We start from the raw sequence: 22,086 nt of genomic DNA, 5'->3' as shown, positions 1-22,086 counted from the left end.
CGTGTCCCCAGTGTCATCGTTCCGGAACCCGCCGGGGCGGCCGAACCGACCGAACCACCAAGGGGATTCCTATGTTCCGCACCCGTACCGGTACCCGTACCGCGTCCCTCGCCGCCCTCGCGACGGCCGGCGTACTCCTGCTCACCGCGTGCAACGGCAACGGCTACGACGACGCGGCCGCCGCCGCGTCCCCGAGCGCCGCCGCGGCCGGACCCACCTTCCAGAACGGCACCGCCCGGCAGAACAACGCCCAGCCGAACTCCGGCGACCTCGCGCCGGACGCCGCGCCCGCCGCAGCCCCGAAGAAGCCCGTGGCCCGCTCCTGGGTGCAGCTGTCCGCCGGCAGGGCGGGCGCGCTCGACCCCGTGGTGGCCAACGGAGCCGGGTTCACGCTGTACCGCTTCGACAAGGACTCGGCGCAGCCCTCGAAGTCGACGTGCTTCGACGCCTGCGCGAGCACCTGGCCGCCGTACCTGGTCGCCAAGGGCGGCAAGGTCTTCCTCGACGGCGTCCCGAAATCGGCGATCGGCTTCATCCCGCGCGACGACGCCTTCCAGGTGACGATCGGCGGCTGGCCGGTCTACCTGTTCGGCAAGGACACCAAGCCCGGCGACACCAACGGACAGGGGGTGGGCGGGACCTGGTTCGGCGTGACACCGGACGGCAAGAAGGCCGGCCAGGGCGGCGGGAGCGCCGCCCCGGGCGGCGGCACCCCACCGCCCGGGGCGGCGAAGCCCGCGACCAGTGCCACCTTCTTCAACTCGGCGAACTTCGCCGACCCGGCCGAGGGCGTCGCCGGCCCGGGCTGCAAGCCGGTCCGCTTCTCCGGCTCGCTGCAGATCAGCGGCACCGCCAAGATCTGGGACGGGCCGAACTGCACCGGCAAGTCCCAGGAGGTGCAGGGCGACGTCAAGGACCTGGCCGCCATCGGGTTCCCGGCCGTGAAGTCCATCCGCTTCGGCGGCTGATCCGGTCCTCCGGGTGGGTGGACGGGCCAGGCACTGCCCGTCCACCCGCCCCAGCTGATCCTCCCTTTCCGACTTCCGTCCGGCGCCCGGCAGTTCAGGGGGCCGCGGTCCCCACCCGAGGAACGTCACCATGAACGTGCACTCCGGCCGCCCCTGGGGCGCCGTGCGCCCGGGCGCCCTGGCCGTCCTGCTCATCGTCCTGTCCCTCCTCGGCGTCACGACCGGCTGCTCCGGGCCGGCCGACACGCTCAGGCGAGCCGTACCGGCCTTCTCCAACCCCGTCATCCCCGGCCTGTGGACTCCGCAGCGCATGGCCGAAGCCGAGAGGTACGACACGCCCGTGGCGGACGCGCTCGGTGCCGACCTGGGGGAGACCGATCCCGAACCGGCCCCCGTCCCGGCCACCCCGGAACGCACCCCGTACCGCGCGAGCGCTCCCACCCTCGGGAAGGTCTTCTTCGACGGGCCCGACGGGCCGAGCGTCTGCTCCGGCACCGCCGTCGAGGACCCGGCCCGGCCGGGTCGCTCCAGCCTGGTGTGGACGGCGGGCCACTGCGTCCACGGCGGCGCAGGCGGCACGTGGCACCGCAACATCGTCTTCGTCCCCTCCTACAACGACCGGGGCCTCACCGGCGCCTCCCGCCGCACGGCCGGGGCGGCCGAGGTCGCTCCGCTGGGCACGTGGTGGGCGGACCGGGCCGGGACCTCCGAGCAGTGGCTCGCGGAGGGCGCAGCCAAGGGCGGCGCCGGGGCGTCCGGCGACTTCGCGGTGCTGCACGTGTCCCGGCAGAACACCCGCACATCGCTCCAGGAGGCGACCGGGGCGGCCGTCCCGGTCTGGTTCGACGCGCCGCCCACGGCGGCGATCCCGGCGATGAAGGCCTGGGGCTACCCGGCCGCCGTCCCCTTCGACGGGCAGCGGATGTTCGCCTGTCAGGACCGCCCCGGTCGGCTGTCCCTGCGCCGCGACCGGCCGTCGCTGTACCGCATCGGGTGCACGATGACCGGCGGCGCCTCCGGCGGCGGCTGGTTCGCCCGGCGCCCCGACGGCACCCTCGCCCTCGTCAGCAACACGTCCATCGGCCCCGCGTCGTCCACCTGGCTCGCCGGGCCGCGGCTGGGCGGGAAGGCCCGGGCCGTGTACGCCTCGGTCGCGAAGGACGGCCCGGCCTGAGGGGCGTTGGCGAGTGGGCGAGGGGTTGGGCGGGGTCCGACGGCTTGGAACGGCCTGGACGGCTTGGTGGAGGTTCTCGCCTTCGCCGCTACCGGGCGCCCCTGAGCGTGCTGGTCGGCTGACTGCCGCGGGCGGCCGAGACGGGCCGCGGGGCTTGTGGCGCGGGGTTCTGGAGAGCGGGCCGGGACCACGGCGCGTCCGCGCCGCCGGACTCCGGCCGCAGCCCGAGCTCGCGGAGCTCGTTGACGGCCATCATGGTGGTGAACATAGGGCTCGGGTTGGCGCCACCGACCCCCTGTGCGGCGACGGTCTCCGCGAACCGGGTGGTGAACGCGCTCGGCCGGACCCGCCTGCTCTCCCTGGTCAGCCCGAGTGCCGCCTCCTGCAGGGCGGTGGCCTGCTCCAGCAGTCCGTCCAGGTAGGGAGCCACTTCAGCGCCACGGCGCACGGAGAAGGTGTGCCCGTCGGTGAGCACTGCGGCTTCTCCTTCCTCGAAGAGGCGGGCGACGGCGCCGAGCGTGGTCTGGATCTTGAGCTGATCGGCGTCGGCCATGGCACCGCAGGGGCCGTTGCCCTCGTCGGACAGGTGGAGGACGCCGCCGTCTCTCAGGTGCACGATCACATGCCCGGCGCAGTGGCCCTGGCTGCGCAGCACGCGGACCGCGCCGTCGGCGAAGGTCCAGCCGGTGAACCGCAGCGAGCCGATCCGGATCCGCTCCAGCGGCCGCTCCTCGTAGGTCCGGGTCGTAGCGCCGAAGGGCCGCATGGGCCGGAAGAGTGACACGACCTTGTTGGCGGCCAGTGCCGGCGGGGGGAGCGGTGCCGCCCCGGCGATGCGTTCGAAGGACCGCAGCCAGTACGACACGGGGTCCCGCATCTGGTCGAGGTCGGGGGCGGGGACGTAGTGCTCGACCGGCACACCCAGCTCGTCGGCCAGGTCGTTGTTGCCGACGTGGTCAGGATGGCCGTGCGTGGTCAGCACCAGTGCCCGCGACCAGGGCCCGACCCGGTCCGCCGCCGTCCGCAGTGCCGCGCGGAAGGTCGGCGCGACGCCGGTGTCGACCACTACCAGGGTGTCGCCGGCCCGGTGTACGAGGGCGTTGGCGACGTCCGGCTGGTCGTGCTCGAGGTCCAGTTCCTGCCCGAGGACCAGCACGGTCCTGTCGTCGATCTCGATCAGGTCACCGAGTGCGGTCACGGTCATGGATCCTCCCGCGGTCTCGTCGCGTCCTGCTCGACTCGTCCTCGGTGAGCCCTGCCGCCCACCGCGCCGGTGTCGACCACGAGTCTCCTGTCGACGAGCCTACGCCGCACCGGCCGACACCGCCGTGCCGCCCGGCATGCGCGCGGCGGCCACGACTGGTCACCCTGCGTCCCCGCCCGGTCCGTCGCCCGTCTTCCCGTCCGCGTTCCCGTCCGTCCTCCCGCCCTTCTTCGCGTCCGTCTTCCCGTCTCCCTTGCCTTCCGCCGCGCGTCGCCTTTCGTCCTCCACCGCTGTCCAGGCGGCCGAGTCGATCCGCGAGGGATACCCCTCCTTCGGCTCCGATCCGTCCAGATGCACCGCCCACGCCCACAGGACGACCGCCGCCAGCAGGAAGCCGCCCGCCACCCCGAGGACCGCGTCGATGTCATCGTCCTGGGTTTCCGGGTCCGTCCCGAAGAAGGCGGGAGGACCGTCGACGATCATGCTCACCCACCAGGCGAGGGCCGCGTTGAACGCGAGGAGGGCCACCCAGTACAGGACGCGCACGGCCTTCGCCGGGCCACTGTGCAGTGCGCGCAGCAGGAGCAGACGGCGCACCCTCCCCGGTCCTCCCCGGTGGCGGCGCGCCGCAGCCTCGAAGGTGCGTACCGATGCGTAGCAGTCGTCGAGCCACTGGCCCGGCTCCGGGTTCGGCGCCTCGGTGGGTGCCAGTTTCTTGGCCTCGATCCAGTTGGTGATGAACTGGACCTCCATCTGCGCCTTCTCCAGCCTCCGGCGATAGCGGTGGTCGGCGCTCCGCGCCTGGCGGCGATCCCTGAGGATGAGGCTGATCCCGCCCACCAAACCGGTGATCACGGGCACCAAGAACGGCGCGAACGACACCAGGGAATCCACGCCAGGCACCGGCACCGCCTCCTGTCCGACCCGGCCTCGGCCGGGGGCCTCCGCTCCAGCCTTGCATTCCCGGCGGCGACCCCACCGCTCCGCGCGGCCGATCGGGTGGTCAGGAGACGAGCGGGGCGGCATCCGCTTCGGTCAGCTTGATGGTGCACAGGCCGCCGCGCTCGGTCTTCACGTCCGTCACCTTGAGCTGGGTGCCCGGCGCGAGGATGTACTCCTCCTCGCCGGTGAAGGCGGAGAAGCTCCGGATCCCCACCGCCCGGGCGGGCGTCACCTCGAAGAGCGTCCGCTTCCCGCGGCTGCCCAGGAAGGACCGGGCCACGCTCAGCTCGGAGGTGCACGAGGACACGCCCCACCAGGTCACCGTCCCCCCGACCGGATACTGGGCCCGCAGGTCCAGCGACACGCCGCGCCAGAGCGGCCGGGTGTGCTCGGGCAGCCCCGACACCGCCGCGAACAACAGCCGCAGGTAGGGGAGGTAGGGCACGACCCTGGTCCGGTCCGGGGAGCGCAGGACGGCGTTGATCTCGCGGTAGAAGGCGGACTCGCAGGTGTAGAGGTAGAGCGCGGCGATGGCGTCGGCGGACATGTGGCCGGCCGTCTCGTCCGCCCGGCGCTTGCCGAACTCGTGGGACCGGTCGATCTGCCGGCCGAGCCCGGACAGCACCTCGCCGACCGGGGCGACCGCGTCCTGAAAGTCCATCAGCGGAGTGTCGAACACACCGGTGATCGCCGGTAGGACGAGCCCCTCGTCCTTTACACCGGTGAGCCGGTCGAGGTACAGCTGGTGCAGTTCCATGGTGGACGCGATGAAGGCCCCCATGCGCTCCGCGACGTCCCCGCCCGCCCCGCCGGCCCCCGTCGAACCCTCGTTCCACCCCTTGCTGGGCAGCCAGTCGATCTCCTCGGCGCCCAGCGACGCGAGGGCCGCGTTCACCGTGGCGAAGTGGTCGCCCTCGCAGAAGATGTCGCCCTGGGCAGCCGGGTTGGGGTGATCGATGTGCCGGACCTCGACGTCCGGGTACTTCTTCTGGAGTCGTAGGACGATCTTCTTCAGGCTGCGGGCGTGGGCCCCCCACCAGGCGAAGACGACGCCGCGGTCCTCCTCGTCGGCGTCCTGCTTCGCCTTGAGGATCTCCTCGACGATCCGTTCGGCGACGGGCCGCCAGAACGCGGTGTGCTGGTCGGCCCCCATCGCCCCGTCGCCGCTGGCCGTGAGCGAGGCGTTCAGCAGCAGTACGCCTTGCGTCAGCATGGCCTGGAACCACTCCGGCGGCTGAACCGTTTCCCGCTCCTTCAACAGCGCGCGGACGTCGGCGATGGGTGTCTTCTTGGCGATGCCGTACTTCCACATCGCGGCCGCCTTGATGATGCAGCGGATGCTGACGACCCTGCCGAACTGGCTGTCCTTCCAGTCGTTGAAGGTGTTGTCGAACATGGCTATCCCGGTGGCGCTCTCCGGCCGCGGGTACGGGTTCTGGCCGAAGACGACGACCTTCCACTTGTGCGGCGGGTTCGGCTTGAGGGCCTGGAAGGTCAGCTCACGGACCGGGACGACCTCCGGGCTGCGGCCCTGGCCGATGAACCGGGCGGCGTCCGGCTGTGCTTCGATGACCGGCTTCAGGAGCGGAAGCCAGGGTTCACCGCCACCCTTGAAGAGTTCGGTGAGGCCCAGGGGGTCGTTCGCATCGGGCTGGGCCGGGGCGGTGGTGGCGTCGGTCATGGGGGAAGGGCTCCCGGTTGTCGTACCTGAGGGATGGAGGTGGCCGGCAGGCTGACCGGCGGTGTGCACGGGATCAGCGGCGAAAGGAATGCCCTTTGGGTGGCACGATGCGCACCCGCTCGGTGGTCGGCGCGTTCTCGATGCCGTCGAGCTGCGCGGTGATCGTGGCGCGCAGCTGGTCGTCGTCCTCGAACCAGTGGTCGTGGAAGAGCGTGAAGCCGGTCCACATCAGGTTGGCGCACACCCGGGCCGGCACCCGGCCGGTCTGCGCGCCCATCCCGACCAGGGCCACCGAGCGAATGCTGCCCGGCACCCGGCGGTTCTGGCGGTGGACGGCCTGGAACGCTGCGGCGCACGCCAGGGCCACGTTCAGCGTGTCCTTCACGTTCTGCGAGGACTGCACCATCGTCGGCGTCGATATCAGGTACCGCGGGACGGTCGCACCGGACGGTACGCAGACGGCACTGCCCACCGGCAGGGTCCCGGCGAACCGGTCGCGGATCGCCCGCTGCACGCGCAGCTGGATGCCGGCTCCCAGGTGCCGCTTGATGACGGCGTCGACCCCGCCGTCCATCCGGCCCCGCGAGTTGGTCGGGGTGACCCACGCATCCACGTCCTCGTCGAGGATCGAACCCCTGCGGATCTCGATGCCGGGGGTGTCCGCGAACGCCGCCCGCCAGGCCTCCACCACTCGCTCGTTGACGTCGGTCAGCACCACCCTGAGCGCGGGCTGCACACGGTTCTCGGTCATCGTCCACTCCTGTCGGGAAACGGCCCTTCCAACACCCCCGACGCTATCGGCCACCACTGACAACGCCGCGGCACGAACGGGACGATGACGTCCCATCACGGCACCGCGCCGAGCTCCTCGCACGCTCAACAAGAGCGAGTGGGACGCAGGAGGAGCAACGGCGTGCCGGCGAGGAGCACCGCAACGCCGATGATCGATCCCCAGCCGGCGTAGAACAGGCTCGACCAGAGCACCCACAGGCAGCTGAGGGCGAAGAGCGCAGGCGTCACCGGATAGAGCGGCACGCGATAGTGCGCCTCGTCGCCGGATGCGCGGCGGCGGAACACGTAGATCGAGAGCGAGACCAGCAGCATGAAGAACCAGAACACCGGTGAGGTATAGGCGACCATCGCCCGGAACCCGGCACGTGTGGCGGCTCCGAAGACGACGAGTGCGGCTGACACCGCACCCTGAAGCACGAGCGCGTTGGCGGGAGTCGAACCGTGCTCCTTCCACGTGCCGATCGAGCGGAGCGCGGCCACATCCCGGCCGAGCGCGTAGTACGAGCGCGACCCGGTGATGATCAAACCGTTGAGCGTGGTGAGAGTGGAGAGTACGACGACGACGCTCGTGATCGTCGCTCCGGTGTCACCGGCGACGACGCGCATCATGGCGGCGCCGACGGCGTTGGTGTCACGGATGCCGTCGAGCCCCAGCACATGGAGGTAGGCGAGATTGATCGCGAGGGACACCCCGATGACGATCAGAACGCCGACGACCAAGGCCCGGGCCATGTTGCGCCGGGCGTCCTCGAGCTCACCCGAGAGATACGCGGCCTCGTTCCAGCCGCCGTAGGTCAGGAGGATGAACATCATCGCGAGCCCGATGCCGCCCGGGGACGAGTCCTGAGGGGTGCCCTCCCGAGGCGTCGGCACCGTCGCGACGAACGCGGCGATGACGATGCCGAGCATGGCGAGCACGGTGATGACTTCGACGACCGTCTGGGTCAGCTTCCCCGGCGTCGTTCCCACGTAGTTGACGAGGGTGAACACGGTGATCGACACGAGGGCGTAGACGCCCGGACCGTACGTCCCGAGCGGCCACAGCACATTCGCGTAGTCGCCCATCACGAAGGCTGCGGCAGTGATGGCGCCGGGCTGGATCACCGTGCACCGCGCCCAGGCGAACAACAGCGCCACCCCGGGCCCGTACGCCTCCCGCAGGAACGCGTATTCGCCACCCGCGTCGGGGCGCGCGCTGCCCAGCTCGGCATAGCAGACCGAGCCGATCACCGTGATCAGTCCGCCGAGCAGCCAGAGCAGCACGAACACCGTCTCGTCGCTCGAGTATTGCGCGACCAGCGATGGCGTCTTGAAGATGCCGATACCGAGGACGATGCCGACCACCATGATGGTGACGTCGGTGGGCGTCAGACCGGCCCGGGGGGCCGCGCTGACGGTTCCAGGCATCGGACGGACCTCGGAATGTCGGAAACGGGAGCGGGCACGGCTACGGCGAGGGCCCGAAGGCGTGGACTGCAGGAGACCATGATTCCGACTCGATTGCGGCCCCCGGACGAGTGGTGTCCCGAGGAGCAAGCCATTTGCTCGTCCCCTGCGTGCCGAGACAGCGGCCCGCTGCGGGTGTTCCGTTCGCTCGTACGGCCGCCGTCCGGCCCACCGGATCAGGACTCACCGAGGCAAGGTGATCCTCCGGCAGCCCGGGGAGGACATACTGAGTGGGGCGGTCTTCGGACACACTCGCTTCGGCACCAAGTGGCGGCATGCGCGAACTCACCTTCACTGCTTCGAGGAGACTCACGGCCGGGGGCTTCCTCTGGGCGTCATTGATCCAGATTTTCGTGGTGAACAATCTGATCGTCCTTCCCCGTGCCTCGAGCCAGAACCTGGAAGAGCACATCATCTCGGCGCTCGGAGTCACGCGATGCGGTCTCATCGGGGGGTTCCGCTTCTGCTCGCCCTGGCACGAGGCCGCGGACATCGCCTGGATCGTCGGAGGGGTGTGCCTCACTTCGGCCGCGGTGCTCAACATGGTGATCTTTCCGGCGGACCGTCTCAGGAACCTCACGTTCGGCGTACTGGCCGTCAGCGGACTGGGACTCGTCTCCACCGGCTTCAATCCCTACAACCTCCGACCGAGCGTGCATCTCCTGTCCGCCGGAACGTGCTTCTTCTGCGGCGCCGTGGGCGTACTGCTCCTGGGGGCCATGCTGCGCCAGGCGCGCCGGCCCTACTGGGGCGCCGCCGGCATCGTCTGCGGTGTGACATCCATCGTCTCGGCCACGCTCACGGCGCTGAGACCGGACCCCGGGGTCCAAGGGCTGTTCGAACGGATCGCCGCCTGGCCCAGCGTGGTGTGGATCATCTGGACCGGGGCGTTCATCCTCGTCTTCACACGGCGAGCAGCCAACGGCATCCGAGGCGGTCAGTGATGAGTTCGCTCCTGCACGCTCTCCTCAGCCCCCGTGGCCTCGCCCGTCACCCGTGTCCCCGGGTGGAGCAAGGTGCACAGGTACGCAACGCCCAGTGCGACGGACATGCCGTAGAAGACCCACTGGTTGGCCTGGGCGAAGTCCATGTGGACGGCCTGGAAGGCGCTCCGCATCAGCGTGGAGGTCGGCCCGCCGTCGCTGGGGCCGTGGTCGTCCGGGTGGCCGGTGACGGCTTCCGCAATGCTGTGGGCCGCACCCTGGACTTCGGCCTCCGGCAGGCCCCTCGCGGTGAGTGTTTCCGCGACCCGGCTGGTCATGACATGGGTGAGGAGCGTGCCGAACACCGCCATGCCCAGGGCCCCCGCGTAGTTGCGTACGGTCTGGGTGACACCGGTGACCTCGCCGTACGAGGCGCCGATCGCCCGGTTCACGGCGTCGGTGGAGGCCGGTGAGAGGACGAGGCCCATGCCGGCTCCGGCGAGGCAGGCGTAGGGCCACTGGTCGTGGGCCGACAGGTCCGTCAGTTTCGCCGCCCACAGGGCGAATCCCACGCAGGCGAGCGCCGTGCCGAGCTTCATCGTGGGCCGGGCTCCGTGCTTGTCGAGGATCCTGCCGCCCCACTGCGCCGAGAGGCCGAAGCCGGCGAAGAAGTACAGCACGTACAGCGCGGCCTGATGGGGAGACGAGCTGAGCGAGATCTGCGCGTACACCGAGGCGAAGAACAACACGGGGACGAACGCCAGCATCGAGAAGAAGAGCACCAGGGTGTCGGCCGCGAACGCCCGGTCGCGGAAGACGCGCAGCTTGATGAGCGGTTCGGCGGTGCGCATTTCGTACCAGCAGAAGACCGCGAGGACGGCGAGCCCGCCGATGATGCACGCCCAGGTGGCGAGGCCGGTCCAGCCCCAGGAGGATGACTGCTGGATCCCGAGGACGCTCAGCCCCATACCGGTGGCGATGAGCACGGCGCCCGGCACGTCGAGACGTTCACGCCGGCGGGCGTCGGGGATGCGGGCGAGGGCGGTCAGGACGAGCGCGACGACGGCCACGGGCACGTTGACCCAGAAGATGGCCCGCCAGGTCCACGCGGTCAGCCAACCGCCGAGCAGCGGTCCGAGAGCCGTCAGCGCGCCGGCGAGGACGAAGAACAGGGCGAGCGCCCGCCCCCGTTTGTCGACGGGCACGACGGAGACGACGACGGCGAGGGCGGCGGGGAACACCAGCGCCGCGCCCAGCCCCTGGGTCGCCCGGAAGATGATGAGCCAGCTCTCGGCGAAGTCTCCGGGCGGCACCGAGCCGCACAGCACGGACGAGACGACGAAGACGAGCGTGCCCACCACCACCATCCGGCGGTGTCCGAAGACGTCGGCGAGCCGCCCGCCGAGCGCGAAGCACGCGGCGAGTGCCAGCAGATACGCGTTGACCACCCGCTGCATTCCGGAGGACGAGAGCCCGAGTTCCTCGACGATGCTGGGGGCGGCGATGCTGACGATCGTCTGGTCCACGAAGATCATCGCGACGGCGAAGACCATGGCTGCGAGGGCGAGCGTCTGGTTCGGAGCCGTCCCTTGCCGGCCGGACGGCCACGGCGTGGCATCGCCTTGCCCACCGTTTGCGCGCGGAGCACCATGGGAGGAGCCCCCGGCGGCGCTCCCTCTGCCCTTCACAGTCCTCATCCTCCCTGCCGGGGAGCCGTTCCGCACGCCGGTGGGAGGCGCCGAGGGGCGCTCGTACGCAGCGGTCCCGGCAGCGCGGCGAGGTATGGTGCCGGGCGGCGACGGCCTGGGGAGCGTCCCGGCGGTAGCCGGGTGAGCAGGATCCGGAATCGACGGCCCGGGCTGCGCGCCGCCCCCGTTTCGCCGACACAGACAAGGTGACCATGTTCGATCCGGTGCAGGACAATCCGTACCCCGACACCCACACGCTCGGCGAAGGCCCCGAGCCGCACCCGCTGTTGAAGCCGGTGCTGGGGCTGGTGGGGCGCTGGCACGGCGGGGGCCGGGGCCAGTACCCCACGCTGGAACGGGATTTCCGCTACGAGCAGGAGGTCGTCTTCAGCCACGACGGGCGCCCCTTCCTGCGATACGAGGCGCGCGCCTGGCTGGTCGATGAGTCCGGGGCCGCGGTCCGGCCCGCCGGCCGGGAGGCCGGCTGGTGGCGGGCGACGCCGGACGCGGGCCTGGAGGTCGTCCTCGCCCACGCCACCGGGATCGTCGAGACGTACGTCGGCACGGTGTCCGGCACGGAGATCGAGATCGGGACGAAGGACGTGGCGCTGACCCCGCTGGCCAAGGAGGTCACCGGGACGCGCCGCCGCTACAGCCTCGACGGCGACCTGCTGACGGTGGTGCACGACATGGCGGCGGTCGGGCAGCCGCTCCAGCACCACCTGACCACACGGCTGCGCCGCCGCCCTTCCTGACGGCCGAGGCGGGCGGAGTCGGCCCCGCCCCGCCGGCAGCGGCGGAGCGGGGGCCGGGGCCGGGCGGTCAGGCGGAGGAGCCGCTGTCGACGACCAGGTCGTGGCCGACCACGGAACCCGCCGCGGACGAGGCGAGGTAGAGGACCGCGGCCGCGACCTCCTCGGCCTCCGCGACGCGGCCGAGCGGGTTCTCGCTCTTGACCCGCTCCGCACGGTCGGCCTCCGTCTCGCCCGGCCGCAGGGACATGGGCGCGGCGGAGGTTCCCGGGCTGACCGCGTTGATGCGGACGCCGTCGCGGATGTGGTCCAGGGCGGCTGCGCGGGTCAGCGCGGAGACGGCGGCCTTGGAGGTGATGTACGCGGCGGCGTTCGGGATGCGGGCATGGGCGCCCAGGTTCGAGGAGATGTTGACGATGGTGCCGCCGCCGTGCTCCCGCATGTGGGCGATCTCGTGCTTCATCGCCAGCCAGACGCCGGTGACATTGGTCCGCAGCACCGCGTCCCAGTCCTCCTCGGCGATGTCGCCGGCGGGCACCGTGCCGCGGAGTATCCCGGCGTTGTTGACGGCGACGTCCAGCGTGCCGAATCGTGCGACGGTCTCCCGGACGAGAGCGGCCAGTTGGGCGGAGTCCGTGACGTCGGCGGTGACCGCCTCGGCCGTGCCGCCGGCCGCCCGGACGAGGCGCACGGTCTCGTCGAGGGAGGCCGCGGTCCGGCCTGCGGCGACCACGCGGGCGCCTTCGGCGGCGAAAGCGAGGGCGATGGCCCGGCCGAGGCCGGATCCGGCGCCGGTGACCAGGACGGAGGCGTCGGTGAAACGGTTCATTGCGGTGGCTCCTTGTGCAGGTGTCGGCAGGGGAGAGCGGTGGGGGAGAGCTGTGGGAGGGAAGGCTGCCGTCACGTCCGGGCGCGGCGGTGTACGGAGTGCAGGAGGGCCATGGCGGCGAACGCGGCGGCCGTCGCGGCGAGCGAGGCGGCGTCGTCGCCGAGGGTGAGCAGGAGGGCGAACAGCACGGTCGGGCCGAACTCCATCGCGGTGTTCAGTACGCCGCCGGCCAGGCCGGCGTCCCGCGCGGGCACCCCTTCGGTGGCCAGTACGGCTGCTCCGGCGAAGGAGGCGGCGCCGCCCGCCCCGAGGAGGACGAGGCCGGGCAGCAGACCGAGCGGGTACGGGGTGCCGGTGTCGAGTCCGGTGAGCGCGAGCAGCCCGAGCCCGGCCGAGCCGGTGGCCAGTCCCCCCGCCGTGACGGCGCGGGCACCGTGACGCGCCGTCAGGGGCCTGACCGCGCGGCCGCAGGCGATCAGGGCGACGGCGAAGGGGACGAAGGCGGCGGAGGTGCGCAGCGGTGACCAGTCGCGGTCCTGCTGGAAGTGGAGCGAGAGCAGGACGAAGGTGCTCGCGGTCCCGCAAGCCGTGAGCGCGACGGCCGCGAGGGCGGCCGCCCGGCGCCGGTCGAGGAGGAAGCGGGGCGGCAGGAGCGGGTCGCGGGCGCGGCGCTCGGCGCGGGGGAACGCGAGGAGCAGGGCCGCTCCGGCGGACAGCGGCGCGAGGACCGCCGCCGAGGTCCAGGGGTGGGCGTCGGTGGCGACGAGGCCGTAACTGACCAGGCTGATCCCGGCGGTGGCGAGCAGAGCACCCGGCAGGTCCAGGCTCCTGCCCCGGCTCGGCACGGTGCCCGGCAGCAGCTGCGGCGCGAGCATCAGGGCGGCCAGGGCCACCACCGGGGGTACGACGAGGGCCCAGCGCCAGGACAGCAGGGCGGAGATGACGCCGGAGAGCAGGTTCCCCGCGGTCGCGCCGAGGACCGAGAGTCCGCCCCAGGTGGCCATGGCCCGGCCGTGGGCGGCGGGGGACGCGAACAGGACGCGCAGGACCGCCATGGCGGCGGGGGCGACGAGGGCCGCTCCGGCGCCCTGCGCGAAGCGGGCGGCGAGCAGGGTCTGGCCGCCGGGGGCGAGGGGGGCCACGAGGGAGGCCGCGGCGAACAGCACGAGGCCCGCGGTGAGGGCGCGCCGCCCGCCGTACCGGTCGGCGAGGCGTCCGCCCAGGAGCAGCAGCCCGGCGAACGTCAGGCCGTAGGCGGCGCTCAGCAGGATCAGGTCGGCGCGCTGGAGGGCGAAGTCGCGGGCGATCCGGGGGAGCGGAACGGTGGTGGCGGCGAGGGTGTAGATGAGGGTGATCTGGATGCTGCCGAGCAGCGCGAAGGCGGCGCGGCCGCCTGCGGCTCCCGCTCCCTTGGCGCCCGGTGCGGTGGCGGGCGTGGTCCCGCCTGCGGTGGTGCCCGTGGAGGCCGTACTCCTCCCCATGTCCTTCCCCCCTCGATATTTGACCGATCAGTCCATTATTCGGGCGTACGAAGGGAGCCGGATGGCTCCTCCACGGGCGTCGCGGTCGGTTCGGACCGGTTCGATTAAGGGCGGTCCGGTCGGTCCGGTTCAGTCCAGCAGGGACAGCGCCTGCTCGGCCGCGTCCCGTACGCGGGCGGGGTCGGCCGAGGCCTTCCCGACGACCCGCACCCCCTGCAACAGGACCAGCAGCATCCGTGCCAGAGCGCGCGGGTCGCGTTCCGGAGGCAGTTCGCCCTGCGCCTGTGCCCGGACGAGCGCCGCGTGCAGCAGCGTCTCGAGCCGGTCCCAGCTCGACTCGACCCGGCGGGCCGCCACGGAGTCGTGAGCGCCCAGTTCGGCGGCGGTGTTGGTGACGAAGCAGCCGTTCAGCCGCTCCTGCGGCGAGGCGGCCTCGGCGGCGAAGCGGCGCACCACGGTCCGTACGGCCGGCAGGGCCGGTCCCGGCCCGGACAGGTCGGCGAAGAGCCGCGGGTCGACGGACTGCGCGTACCGGTCGAGCGCCTTGAGGTAGAGCTCGTGCTTGCTGCCGAACGTCGCGTAGATGCTCGCCCGGCCGATGCCGAGGTGCTCGACGAGGTCTGCGATCGACGTCGCTTCGTATCCGCGCCGCCAGAACAGCTCGAGGGCCGACTGGAGCGCGGCGTCCGGATCGAATTCCTTGGTCCTGGCCACGAACAAGATCATAGAGATATCTGGAACGATCGGTCAATATTTCGAGCCGAAGGGAGCCGCCGTCGGGGAGTGATGCGGCGAACCGATGAGGCTCGTATGCTCGAAGTGATCGAAATGACGACTTGGAGACCCTCGGGGCCCTGGCGGCCCCGACGGCCGGCGGGCCGGTCAGGGGGGGCGGGCAGTGGACCGCGTGCTCGGCGGAATCGTGGCTTCCTGCAGGCGCTCACCCCGGGAAGGGGATCAACCATGTGTCGGTGGCTCGCGTATTCGGGAACCCCGCTTGTCCTTGAAACGATCCTGTACAAGCCCGAACATTCCCTGATCGATCAGGGTCTCCACTCCCGTCTCGGTGTCGAGACGACCAACGGTGACGGATTCGGTATCGGCTGGTACGCGGAGAACTCGGACAACCCCATCCCTGCGGTGGTACGCGACATCGGCCCGGTGTGGAGCAACCGCAACCTGCGCGAGATCGCGCAGCACGTCAGATCCCCGCTGCTGTTCGCCCACATACGCGCCTCGACGGGCACGGCGGTGCAGCAGACGAACTGTCACCCCTTCCGCCACGGCCGCTGGCTGTGGATGCACAACGGCTCCATCGCCGAATTCCACAGGCTGCGCAGGGAGCTCTGCCTGGCCGTGGACCCCGAGCTGTACGCCGACCTCGAAGGGTCCACGGACTCGGAGGTGATGTTCTTCCTCGCCCTGACCTTCGGCCTGGACGCCGACCCCCCGGGCGCGGTGGCCAGGATGGCGGGCCTGGTGGAGCGCGTCGGCCACGCACACGGCGTCGCTGCGCCCCTGCAGATGACCGTCGCAGTCACGGACGGCTCCGCGGTCTGGGCCTTCCGTTACGCCAGCGAGGGCGTCGCCCGGTCGCTCTTCTACAGCACCAAGGTCGAATCGCTGCGCGCACTGCACCCCGACATGCCCATCCTGCGCGACTTGTCGGACGATACCCGCCTCATCGTGTCCGAGCCGCTGGGTGACCTGCCGGGGGCGTGGAACGAGGTGCCCGAACACAGCTATGGCGTGGTGCGGGCAGGGGCGGACGATCTGCGCCCGTTCGCCCCCCTCCCCATGTGAGGCGCCGCTCGCACGGGCCCCGGCGTGGCCCCGTCAGAGGTCCAGGCTGACCACCCAGTAGTCGTACTCCTCCGCGGTGACACCGCAGATGTGGTCGCCGGACGGGGAGCGGGCGATGAATTCGATCCGTCCCTGGTCGTCGACGAGGCGGGATACGTCGGCCGTGTCGGTCAGGCGCACACGGACCCAGCCGACCGCGGAGCTGCCGGTCACGACCGCCGTCAGGAGGAACGTCCCGTCCTCGCCGACGACACCGGCGTGACGGGCATGGTCGAGCCACAGCCGGTGGATCCCTCCGAGCTCCCCCTTCAAGGGAAGGGACGCGCTGGGCTCCACGCCGAACCCCGCCATCGCACGCCAGGCGGTGTCGACCGACGGACCGGGTTCGTTGCCCTGGACCGCGTCCACCTCGAGGCCGCTGCCCCGAATGAGCTCGATGAGGTTGTCCTCGCTGGTGGGCACTCAGTTCTCCTCGTGAAGTGGTGGTCTCCGCCGGGGACGGCCGCACGTTCCCAGGTCAGCCCGGCCGGGTGGGCTGAGCTGACATCCTCTGCCCTGAGTTGCAGTCTCGGGAGCGAACAGGCGGGCTCGTACCCCTGTCGAGCACTTTGCACCTTGGGCAGTGTCCTGCGACGCCCGGCCGCGTACGGCGACCTGGACACCGCTGCCCCACGACCTGGCCCGGGATACGCACACTGCGTCCGTTTGGTTCCCCCGGGCCAGGGACCGGGGGAACCAAACGGACGACGGGGCTGCGGTGGATGCCGCGGAGCCGGGGCGCGTCCTCGCCGCGGGGGTCAGTCCGTGGTGTCCTCCAGAGCGCTGTCGGGGATCCAGGAGCCGTGGAGTCCGGCGCTCACCCGGTGGGGCAGGTGGACGGTCGCGATGCGGTCGAGGCCGGAGGCGTCGAGGACCAGCAACTGGGAGGCGTCCTGCTTGAGGTCGGACACGACGGTCAGCAGATAGCCGTCGTCCTCGCACGTGGCCCGGGCGGCGGGGACGAAAACGGCTTCGCCGGGCATGCGGGCGTCGCCCACCTGGTGGATGCGGCGGGCCCCGGTGGTGCGGTCGTACTTGACGACGCCGTAGCCGCCGAAGCCCTTCTCGTCGGGGAAGGAGATGGCGTACTGGTAGCGGTTCTCGGCGCCCAGGTAGCCCTCGTTGAGGGTCGGGAACTCCACCGGCAGATCGTCGATGATCTGCTCGTCGACCGTGCCCGCGGCCATGTCGAGTACCCAGCGCCGCGTGTAGGAGCGGGAGACGGGCTCGCTGCCGCGCCCGGGCGCTCCGACCCACCAGTTCCAGGACAGCCGGAAGCCCTCGCGGTCCACGGTGGGGCCTTCCAGGACGATGCGGCCCTGGCCGTCCTCGTAGGCGTTGGAGACGTGGAGCATGTTGCCCGGTTCGATGGAGAACCAGCGGACGTACCGGGCGCCGTCGCCGCCCTGCGGCATGACACCGATGCGGGCGGGCTGGCGGTCGTTCCAGCTGTAGGGGATGCCGGAGGCTTCGGTGTGGTCGAAGGTGACGTTGCCCTCGACGAACACCACGTGGCGGCGGGTGACGGCGAAGTCGTGCTTGAGCGCGGCGGTCGCTCCGGGGACCTCGGTGCTGTGGATGATCTCGCCCTTGGCGTCGGAGACGTAGTACGTCAGGAACGGCGGGAACGGCGAGGACCCGAAGAAGTGGAGATCCCCGGTCACCGGGTCCTCCTTGGGGTGCGCGGTCATCGCGCTGCGCAGCTTGCCGCCGAAGTCGTGGGCGCCGACCGTCTCCAGCTCCGGGGTGAGCTCGAAGGGCAGGTTCGCCTCGCACAACGCCAGGAGCCGTCCGGCGTGTTCGATGATGTGGGTGCCGGCGGCGCTGGCGGTCAGGTCGGGCCCGTGCTCGGTCATGTAGGGAGCGCCGTCGAGGGCGGGGGTGTGCACCCAGCGGTTGCGGTACCACTCGGCGCGGCCGTCACGCAGCCGGATGCCGTGGACCATGCCGCTGCCCTTGAACCAGTGGGTGGGGGTGATGCCGGGCTTCGGGTTGTGCCCGTTGCGGAGCAGCCGGCCGTTGAGCTCGGGGGGCAGGGTGCCCTCGACGGTGAGGCCGGTGGCGGTGACCTCCTCGGCGACGGGGGTGAAGTGGCCGGTCAGGTACGGCTTCGCAGCTGTCATGGCAGGGATCTCTCTCGTGGATGTGATGCGGGGTCAGGAGGCTCGTCAGGTACGGGCAGGGAGTCCGGTTCGGCCGGCTCAGGGGATTCGCGAGGGTCGTGGACGGGAGGGGTGCGGATCGCAAGCCCGGCGGGCGGTGGCGGTTGCGGTGCGCGTGCCGGCGCCGCGGGCGAGGAACAGTGCGAGGAGTGCGGTGGCGGCCAGGACCGCGGCCGAGACCGTGAAGGCGGTGCGGTAGCCCGCGGTGAGCGCCTCCAGGTGCGGCTGGTGGTCCGCGGCGTGCCCGGTGACGGAACCGGCCAGGGTCGCCAGGGCGGCCAGGCCGATCGCGCCTCCGACCTGGCGGGTGGTGTTCACCAGGCCGCCGGCCAGCCCCGCGTCCTGCGGCGGGACGCCGTCCACGGCCAGTGCGGTGAGCTGGACGAAGGCGATGCTCAGGCCGAGGCCGACCAGGACGCTCGGACCGAGGACGTCCACGAGGTAGCTGCCGTGGGCGCTGATGCCGGACAGCCACAGCAGGCCCGCCGCCTCGGTGAACAGGGCCGCGGTCACCGTCGCGGTGGCGCCGATGCGCCGCGAGATGCGGGGCGCCACCGCCGCACCGAGCATGTTGGCTCCGGCGAGCGGGAGCTGGCCCATGCCGGTGGTCAGGGGATCCTCCCCGAGAACCTGCTGCTGGTAGAGCGGCAGGAAGAAGAACAGCGCGATCCACACGGACCCCAGCAGGGCCATCAGCAGGTTGCCCGCGGCAACCCGGCCGGTGGCGAACAGGCGCGGCGGTATCAGCGCGTTCGGCCGGCGAAGCTCGATCACGGCGAAGGCCGCGAGCAGCGCGGCGGCTCCGACGAGCGAGCCCAGCACCCGGGCGTCCGTCCAGCCGGCGCCCCGTGCGGTGGTCAGTCCCCAGACCAGGCAGGTCAGGGCCAGGGTGATGACCGCGGTGCCCAGCAGGTCGAACCGCCCGTCCTTCCGTCCGGGAGACCGCGGCACCAGCGCCGCCACGGCGACCAGCACCAGCGTCGCCCCGAGCGCCACGGAGTGGAAGATCCAGGGCCAGCCCCACGCCTGGGTGAGGAGACCACCCAGCAGGACGCCGCCCGCCCCTCCCGCACCGGAGACCGCGCCCCAGACCCCCAGCGCTCGGCCCCTCCCGGGTCCGGGTGGGAACAGATCCATCGCCAGGGCGAGCGCGGCCGGGGCGATGGCCGCGGCCCCGAGGCCCTGAAGGGCACGCGCCGCGACCAGCACGCTCGCGGATGCGGCCAGTCCCGCTGCCAGCGACGCCGCCGCGAACAACGCGAGGCCGAAGACCAGCACCCGACGGCGGCCGAGGAGATCGGCCGCCCGGCCGCCCGCGAGGAGCAGCGCCCCGAACGCCAGGCCGTAGGCGTTGACCACCCAGGTGGTCCCGCCGTCCGAGAGCCCCACCCCGGCGCGGATCTGCGGGAGCGCCACGTTCACGATGGAAGTGGCGAGCATGACGGTGAACTGGGCCGCGGCCAGCGCCGCGAGCGTGGCTCCCGGCCGGGGAGCCCGAGCTGCTGCCCGGTCCGTCTGCGCGTGTGCAACGTTCATGCCGCACAGACTGGCTTCGGGTGGTGTCCACTCTCCAGGCCCGACGGGGGCGGGCGCTGTCCACTCCTGTCCGCACCTGTCCACCCGGTCCCGCCGGGGCCGCGCCCCTGCCCCTGCTACCGGGAGCCGTGCAGCTCCTGCTGCCACAGCGCTTCGCAGAGCAGGTCCAGGCCCTGACGCAGGTGGCGGCGATAGGTGCCGTACGGGAGGCCGAGGCGGCGGGCGGCGGCTTCCTGAGTGGGCGCACCGGAGAAGTAGCCCGCCGTCAGGGCCTCGCGGGCGCGCACTCCGCGCGGGTCACGGGCGAGGTCGTCGACGGCCTGGCGCAGCAGGGCACGCAACTCCCCGACAGGATCACCGAAGTCGGCCGCGAGACGCGTGCGCAGCAGGGCGCAGGCCGCGAAGGCGCCCGCGTCGCGCCAGTGGGCCAGCGCTTCACGCACGGCCTGGTCGAACGTGGTACGCGAGACGGGCGACGGTCCGGCCGGCACGGGCGCCTCGGGGGCCGATATGAAGCTCTGGAGCCATGTCTCCACGGGTATCCGGCGCCAGTCGACGCCGAACAGCCCGTAGGTGTGTTCACCGACCCGCGGGCGCGCCCCGGTGTCGCTGAGGGTGCCCTCGACCCGCTCGGCCCAGGTCTCCGCGTCACGGAAGACGGCGAAGCCGTAGGCACGGCCGCGGGCGCGGGTCGCCTCCGCCTGGGCCCGGGAGCTGCTCAGGTCGATGACGCGCGAGGGAACCTGGTACCGCTCGGGGTAGATCGAGAAGCGGCTGACGCCGATGTGCTCGCCGGGGCTCACCGGCGCGGTGGCATCGGTGTACTGCCACGCGGCGGCAACGACGGGATCGGTGGCCAGGTCCCGGGGGTCGGGAGGGGCCGGCAGCGCCAGTCGGGCCGTGAACGCCACGATCCGGCCCGTGTCCACGAGACGGTAGACGCTGAAGGCCTGTGGCTGGCGCTGCGCCCAATAGCGGACCAGCTCCGCGGAAGCCGCTCCCTCGGTCTCCTCTGCCATGCGCAGCACGGCAGGGATGTCGTCCGGGTGCAGAGGGCGGTCGTGCACCTCGTCCTCACGGGACCAGGAACGCAGTCGGGCCAGGGTCTCGCCCTCCCGGAAGAGGTAGAAGAGCTCGTCGGTGACGGTCCACACCCGCTCCTCGGGTGCTTCGCGCAGCAGGCGCAGGTACTCGTCCGCCAGGCGCTGGCGCATCGCCTCGAAGGCGTTGGGCGCTCGCCAGCGCAGGTCGGCGGCCAGCGTCTCGCGTGCGGCGTCGTGCGGGTGGAGCCCCCGGTGCGTGGACTCCATGAAGGGCAGCTCCCGCAGCCAGGAGAAGAGCAGATGGGCATCCTCTCCGGGCAGCACCGCGGCGAGCAGCTCCTCGGACGTCGAGTGGGCCTGCGCCGCCACCTCCAGGGCGCGGCGGTGGACCGCAGTGGGCACCTCCCCGATCAGACCCGCCAGCAGGGTGCGCAGGACGTCCGCCGTGGGGGCCCAGATCTCCTCCCTGCCGCAGCCCGCTGATCCTGCCGCGGCCGCGAGGGACAGGGCCAGCGGATTGCCTCCGGCGAAGCGGAGCACCCGGTCCCGCAGCTCGGGCCGGATCTGCGCCGCCACCAGCAGGCTCCGGGCCTGCTCCTCGGAGAACGGCTCCAGTTCGGTCACGTGCAGGAGCCGGGACCAGGCCGGGTCGGCGGTCCACTGCGGCTGGGGGGCACGCCGGCCGGCCAGGACCACCAGGGTGTCGTCCGCGGCGCGGGGCAGGAAGTGGTGCCACAGCCAGCTCTCCAGCCACTGGCAGTGTTCGAACGAGTCCACGAACAGGACCGTGCCCGCAGCGTCCAGGAACGGGCCGGCGGCCTGCTCGAAGTCGGCCGGGTCCCGGCTGACGAACCGACCGTCGAGTTCGACGAGCTGCCGGCCGGCCGTACGGGCGTGGTCCGCCAGGCGCCGCAGCAGCGTCGACTTCCCGATGCCGCCCGGCCCGCATACGTAGAACGTGAACGGCGCCTGCGGATCGCCGGCCAAGGCCTCCCCGAAGCGCCCGAGTTCCTCGTCCCGGCCGATGAAGGCCCGTACGCGCGCTCTGCTCAGTCTTTCTCCAACGGACACCATGGCGGCTGAGGTCCTCCTTGTGCACCACCCGGATCCGACCGGGCGAACGGAAATCCTAGGGGAGGGGGGCCTTCAGTGAGCAAGGCTCGTCTCGAAGGCCCGCCCGTGTCACTTGACGAGACCGAGGTTCTCGTCGTCGAGCTGACCGGTGATCAGGAGAGTGGTCTCCTCCACGCGTTGGAAGCGGCCGTCGGGGGCGAGTTCGGCGAAGAGGTAGACCTCGGTGCGCGAGGTGTGGCCGTCGTGGTGGCCGAGGGTGACGGTGTGGCGGTCGGCGTAGCGCCGTCCGTCGCGGAGTTCGTCGTGGACCTCGATGTGTCCGCTGCGGATCAGGGAGCGCAGGCGTGTGATGTGCTGCGCGAAGGAAGTCCGGTCGCTCCACACGCCGTTGGTGCGCTGGCGGTAGTCGGGGGCGAAGTGCCGGTCGAGGGCTTCGGCGAGGTCGAGGTCCGGGCTGAACAGCAGGTCGGTGATGGCTCGGGTGATGTCGGTCGATGTCATGGTCGTCTTCACCTGGGGAGAGTAGGGGTATGCGAAGGCCGGGGGAGC

Annotated in this window: 19 protein-coding genes; 5 read left to right on the top strand and 14 right to left on the bottom strand. The window is 71.7% G+C overall.

Translation table 11 applies throughout. From position 1 onward, the window contains the following. Nucleotides 1-71: 71 nt before the first annotated feature. Both ACFYXK_RS10065 and ACFYXK_RS10060 read left to right on the top strand, forming a co-directional pair. Complete coding sequence (locus tag ACFYXK_RS10065) at nucleotides 72-968, top strand: hypothetical protein (protein ID WP_389410669.1); 897 nt, start codon at nucleotides 72-74, stop codon at nucleotides 966-968. A 130-nt stretch (nucleotides 969-1,098) separates the two neighbouring features. Beyond that, the gene (locus ACFYXK_RS10060) at nucleotides 1,099-2,142 is read left to right on the top strand and encodes a trypsin-like serine peptidase (protein ID WP_389410668.1); all 1,044 of its coding nucleotides are present in this window, start codon (nucleotides 1,099-1,101) and stop codon (nucleotides 2,140-2,142) included. A gap of 88 nt (nucleotides 2,143-2,230) precedes the next feature. Here the strand turns inward: ACFYXK_RS10060 and ACFYXK_RS10055 are convergent, their stop codons facing one another. From ACFYXK_RS10055 to ACFYXK_RS10035, 5 genes are all read right to left on the bottom strand, one after another. Continuing rightward, entirely contained in the window at nucleotides 2,231-3,346 is a 1,116-nt protein-coding gene (locus ACFYXK_RS10055) for an MBL fold metallo-hydrolase (RefSeq protein WP_389410667.1), read from the bottom strand. Between the two features lie 159 nt (nucleotides 3,347-3,505). Then, nucleotides 3,506-4,249 (bottom strand): hypothetical protein, encoded by a 744-nt coding sequence (locus ACFYXK_RS10050; protein WP_389410666.1) that lies wholly within the window; start codon nucleotides 4,247-4,249, stop codon nucleotides 3,506-3,508. 100 nt (nucleotides 4,250-4,349) lie between these two features. Further along, nucleotides 4,350-5,969: an ADP-ribosyltransferase domain-containing protein gene (locus ACFYXK_RS10045; protein WP_389410665.1), complete on the bottom strand. Its 1,620-nt coding sequence runs from the start codon at nucleotides 5,967-5,969 to the stop codon at nucleotides 4,350-4,352. 73 nt (nucleotides 5,970-6,042) lie between these two features. Further along, nucleotides 6,043-6,720, bottom strand: coding sequence for a macro domain-containing protein (locus ACFYXK_RS10040; RefSeq protein ID WP_389410664.1), 678 nt, complete (start codon nucleotides 6,718-6,720; stop codon nucleotides 6,043-6,045). Nucleotides 6,721-6,845: 125 nt separating this feature from the next. Further along, complete coding sequence (locus ACFYXK_RS10035; RefSeq protein WP_389410663.1) at nucleotides 6,846-8,168, bottom strand: APC family permease; 1,323 nt, start codon at nucleotides 8,166-8,168, stop codon at nucleotides 6,846-6,848. 314 nt (nucleotides 8,169-8,482) lie between these two features. Between ACFYXK_RS10035 and ACFYXK_RS10030 the strand changes: the two genes are divergently transcribed. Further along, nucleotides 8,483-9,151 carry a DUF998 domain-containing protein gene (locus ACFYXK_RS10030; RefSeq protein ID WP_389410662.1) on the top strand — a complete coding sequence of 223 codons (669 nt, stop codon included), beginning with the start codon at nucleotides 8,483-8,485 and terminating at the stop codon, nucleotides 9,149-9,151. Here ACFYXK_RS10030 and ACFYXK_RS10025 read toward each other — a convergent pair. Beyond that, nucleotides 9,145-10,683, bottom strand: coding sequence for an MFS transporter (locus ACFYXK_RS10025; RefSeq protein WP_389410661.1), 1,539 nt, complete (start codon nucleotides 10,681-10,683; stop codon nucleotides 9,145-9,147). The two genes, ACFYXK_RS10030 and ACFYXK_RS10025, sit on opposite strands and share 7 nt — an antisense overlap. 347 nt (nucleotides 10,684-11,030) lie before the next feature. Here ACFYXK_RS10025 and ACFYXK_RS10020 point away from each other — a divergent pair, with 347 nt between their 5' ends. Then, on the top strand, nucleotides 11,031-11,573 hold the full coding sequence (locus ACFYXK_RS10020; RefSeq protein ID WP_389410660.1) for an FABP family protein: 543 nt from the start codon (nucleotides 11,031-11,033) through the stop codon (nucleotides 11,571-11,573). Between the two features lie 67 nt (nucleotides 11,574-11,640). Here the strand turns inward: ACFYXK_RS10020 and ACFYXK_RS10015 are convergent, their stop codons facing one another. The 3 genes from ACFYXK_RS10015 to ACFYXK_RS10005 all read right to left on the bottom strand — a co-directional run bounded on the left by ACFYXK_RS10015 (nucleotide 11,641) and on the right by ACFYXK_RS10005 (nucleotide 14,594). After that, on the bottom strand, nucleotides 11,641-12,399 hold the full coding sequence (locus ACFYXK_RS10015; RefSeq protein WP_389410659.1) for an SDR family NAD(P)-dependent oxidoreductase: 759 nt from the start codon (nucleotides 12,397-12,399) through the stop codon (nucleotides 11,641-11,643). 71 nt (nucleotides 12,400-12,470) lie between these two features. Beyond that, nucleotides 12,471-13,880, bottom strand: coding sequence for an MFS transporter (locus ACFYXK_RS10010; protein ID WP_389410658.1), 1,410 nt, complete (start codon nucleotides 13,878-13,880; stop codon nucleotides 12,471-12,473). 129 nt (nucleotides 13,881-14,009) lie between these two features. Further along, nucleotides 14,010-14,594 (bottom strand): TetR/AcrR family transcriptional regulator, encoded by a 585-nt coding sequence (locus ACFYXK_RS10005; protein WP_389410657.1) that lies wholly within the window; start codon nucleotides 14,592-14,594, stop codon nucleotides 14,010-14,012. 249 nt (nucleotides 14,595-14,843) lie between these two features. Between ACFYXK_RS10005 and ACFYXK_RS10000 the strand changes: the two genes are divergently transcribed. Then, complete coding sequence (locus ACFYXK_RS10000; RefSeq protein ID WP_389410656.1) at nucleotides 14,844-15,683, top strand: class II glutamine amidotransferase; 840 nt, start codon at nucleotides 14,844-14,846, stop codon at nucleotides 15,681-15,683. A 33-nt stretch (nucleotides 15,684-15,716) separates the two neighbouring features. On the opposite strand, the gene ACFYXK_RS09995 is transcribed toward ACFYXK_RS10000, so the two are convergent. From ACFYXK_RS09995 to ACFYXK_RS09975, 5 genes are all read right to left on the bottom strand, one after another. Next, nucleotides 15,717-16,145, bottom strand: coding sequence for a hypothetical protein (locus tag ACFYXK_RS09995; RefSeq protein ID WP_389410655.1), 429 nt, complete (start codon nucleotides 16,143-16,145; stop codon nucleotides 15,717-15,719). A 335-nt stretch (nucleotides 16,146-16,480) separates the two neighbouring features. Continuing rightward, the gene (locus tag ACFYXK_RS09990) at nucleotides 16,481-17,845 is read right to left on the bottom strand and encodes a carotenoid oxygenase family protein (RefSeq protein ID WP_389410654.1); all 1,365 of its coding nucleotides are present in this window, start codon (nucleotides 17,843-17,845) and stop codon (nucleotides 16,481-16,483) included. Between the two features lie 78 nt (nucleotides 17,846-17,923). Then, the gene (locus ACFYXK_RS09985) at nucleotides 17,924-19,420 is read right to left on the bottom strand and encodes an MFS transporter (protein ID WP_389410653.1); all 1,497 of its coding nucleotides are present in this window, start codon (nucleotides 19,418-19,420) and stop codon (nucleotides 17,924-17,926) included. A 116-nt stretch (nucleotides 19,421-19,536) separates the two neighbouring features. Then, nucleotides 19,537-21,537, bottom strand: a complete 2,001-nt coding sequence (locus tag ACFYXK_RS09980) for an ATP-binding protein (protein ID WP_389410652.1) — start codon at nucleotides 21,535-21,537, stop codon at nucleotides 19,537-19,539. A 108-nt stretch (nucleotides 21,538-21,645) separates the two neighbouring features. Further along, nucleotides 21,646-22,038, bottom strand: a complete 393-nt coding sequence (locus ACFYXK_RS09975) for a nuclear transport factor 2 family protein (protein WP_389410651.1) — start codon at nucleotides 22,036-22,038, stop codon at nucleotides 21,646-21,648. Nucleotides 22,039-22,086 lie beyond the last annotated feature (48 nt).

The organism is Streptomyces sp. NPDC002209 (genome assembly GCF_042890265.1).
Taxonomy (GTDB): domain Bacteria; phylum Actinomycetota; class Actinomycetes; order Streptomycetales; family Streptomycetaceae; genus Streptomyces.
The sequence above is the reverse complement of the archived record's forward strand: the minus strand, read 5'-3'. Positions and strand labels throughout refer to the sequence as shown.

Coding starts and splice junctions, on each gene's coding strand:
- ACFYXK_RS10065 (WP_389410669.1), top strand. CDS start 72: ATGTTCCGCACCCGTACCGGTACCCGTACCGCGTCCCTCGCCGCCCTC.
- ACFYXK_RS10060 (WP_389410668.1), top strand. CDS start 1,099: ATGAACGTGCACTCCGGCCGCCCCTGGGGCGCCGTGCGCCCGGGCGCC.
- ACFYXK_RS10055 (WP_389410667.1), bottom strand. CDS start 3,346: ATGACCGTGACCGCACTCGGTGACCTGATCGAGATCGACGACAGGACC.
- ACFYXK_RS10045 (WP_389410665.1), bottom strand. CDS start 5,969: ATGACCGACGCCACCACCGCCCCGGCCCAGCCCGATGCGAACGACCCC.
- ACFYXK_RS10040 (WP_389410664.1), bottom strand. CDS start 6,720: ATGACCGAGAACCGTGTGCAGCCCGCGCTCAGGGTGGTGCTGACCGAC.
- ACFYXK_RS10035 (WP_389410663.1), bottom strand. CDS start 8,168: ATGCCTGGAACCGTCAGCGCGGCCCCCCGGGCCGGTCTGACGCCCACC.
- ACFYXK_RS10030 (WP_389410662.1), top strand. CDS start 8,483: ATGCGCGAACTCACCTTCACTGCTTCGAGGAGACTCACGGCCGGGGGC.
- ACFYXK_RS10025 (WP_389410661.1), bottom strand. CDS start 10,683: ATGGTCTTCGCCGTCGCGATGATCTTCGTGGACCAGACGATCGTCAGC.
- ACFYXK_RS10020 (WP_389410660.1), top strand. CDS start 11,031: ATGTTCGATCCGGTGCAGGACAATCCGTACCCCGACACCCACACGCTC.
- ACFYXK_RS10015 (WP_389410659.1), bottom strand. CDS start 12,399: ATGAACCGTTTCACCGACGCCTCCGTCCTGGTCACCGGCGCCGGATCC.
- ACFYXK_RS10010 (WP_389410658.1), bottom strand. CDS start 13,880: ATGGGGAGGAGTACGGCCTCCACGGGCACCACCGCAGGCGGGACCACG.
- ACFYXK_RS10000 (WP_389410656.1), top strand. CDS start 14,844: ATGTGTCGGTGGCTCGCGTATTCGGGAACCCCGCTTGTCCTTGAAACG.
- ACFYXK_RS09990 (WP_389410654.1), bottom strand. CDS start 17,845: ATGACAGCTGCGAAGCCGTACCTGACCGGCCACTTCACCCCCGTCGCC.
- ACFYXK_RS09985 (WP_389410653.1), bottom strand. CDS start 19,420: ATGAACGTTGCACACGCGCAGACGGACCGGGCAGCAGCTCGGGCTCCC.
- ACFYXK_RS09980 (WP_389410652.1), bottom strand. CDS start 21,537: ATGGTGTCCGTTGGAGAAAGACTGAGCAGAGCGCGCGTACGGGCCTTC.
- ACFYXK_RS09975 (WP_389410651.1), bottom strand. CDS start 22,038: ATGACATCGACCGACATCACCCGAGCCATCACCGACCTGCTGTTCAGC.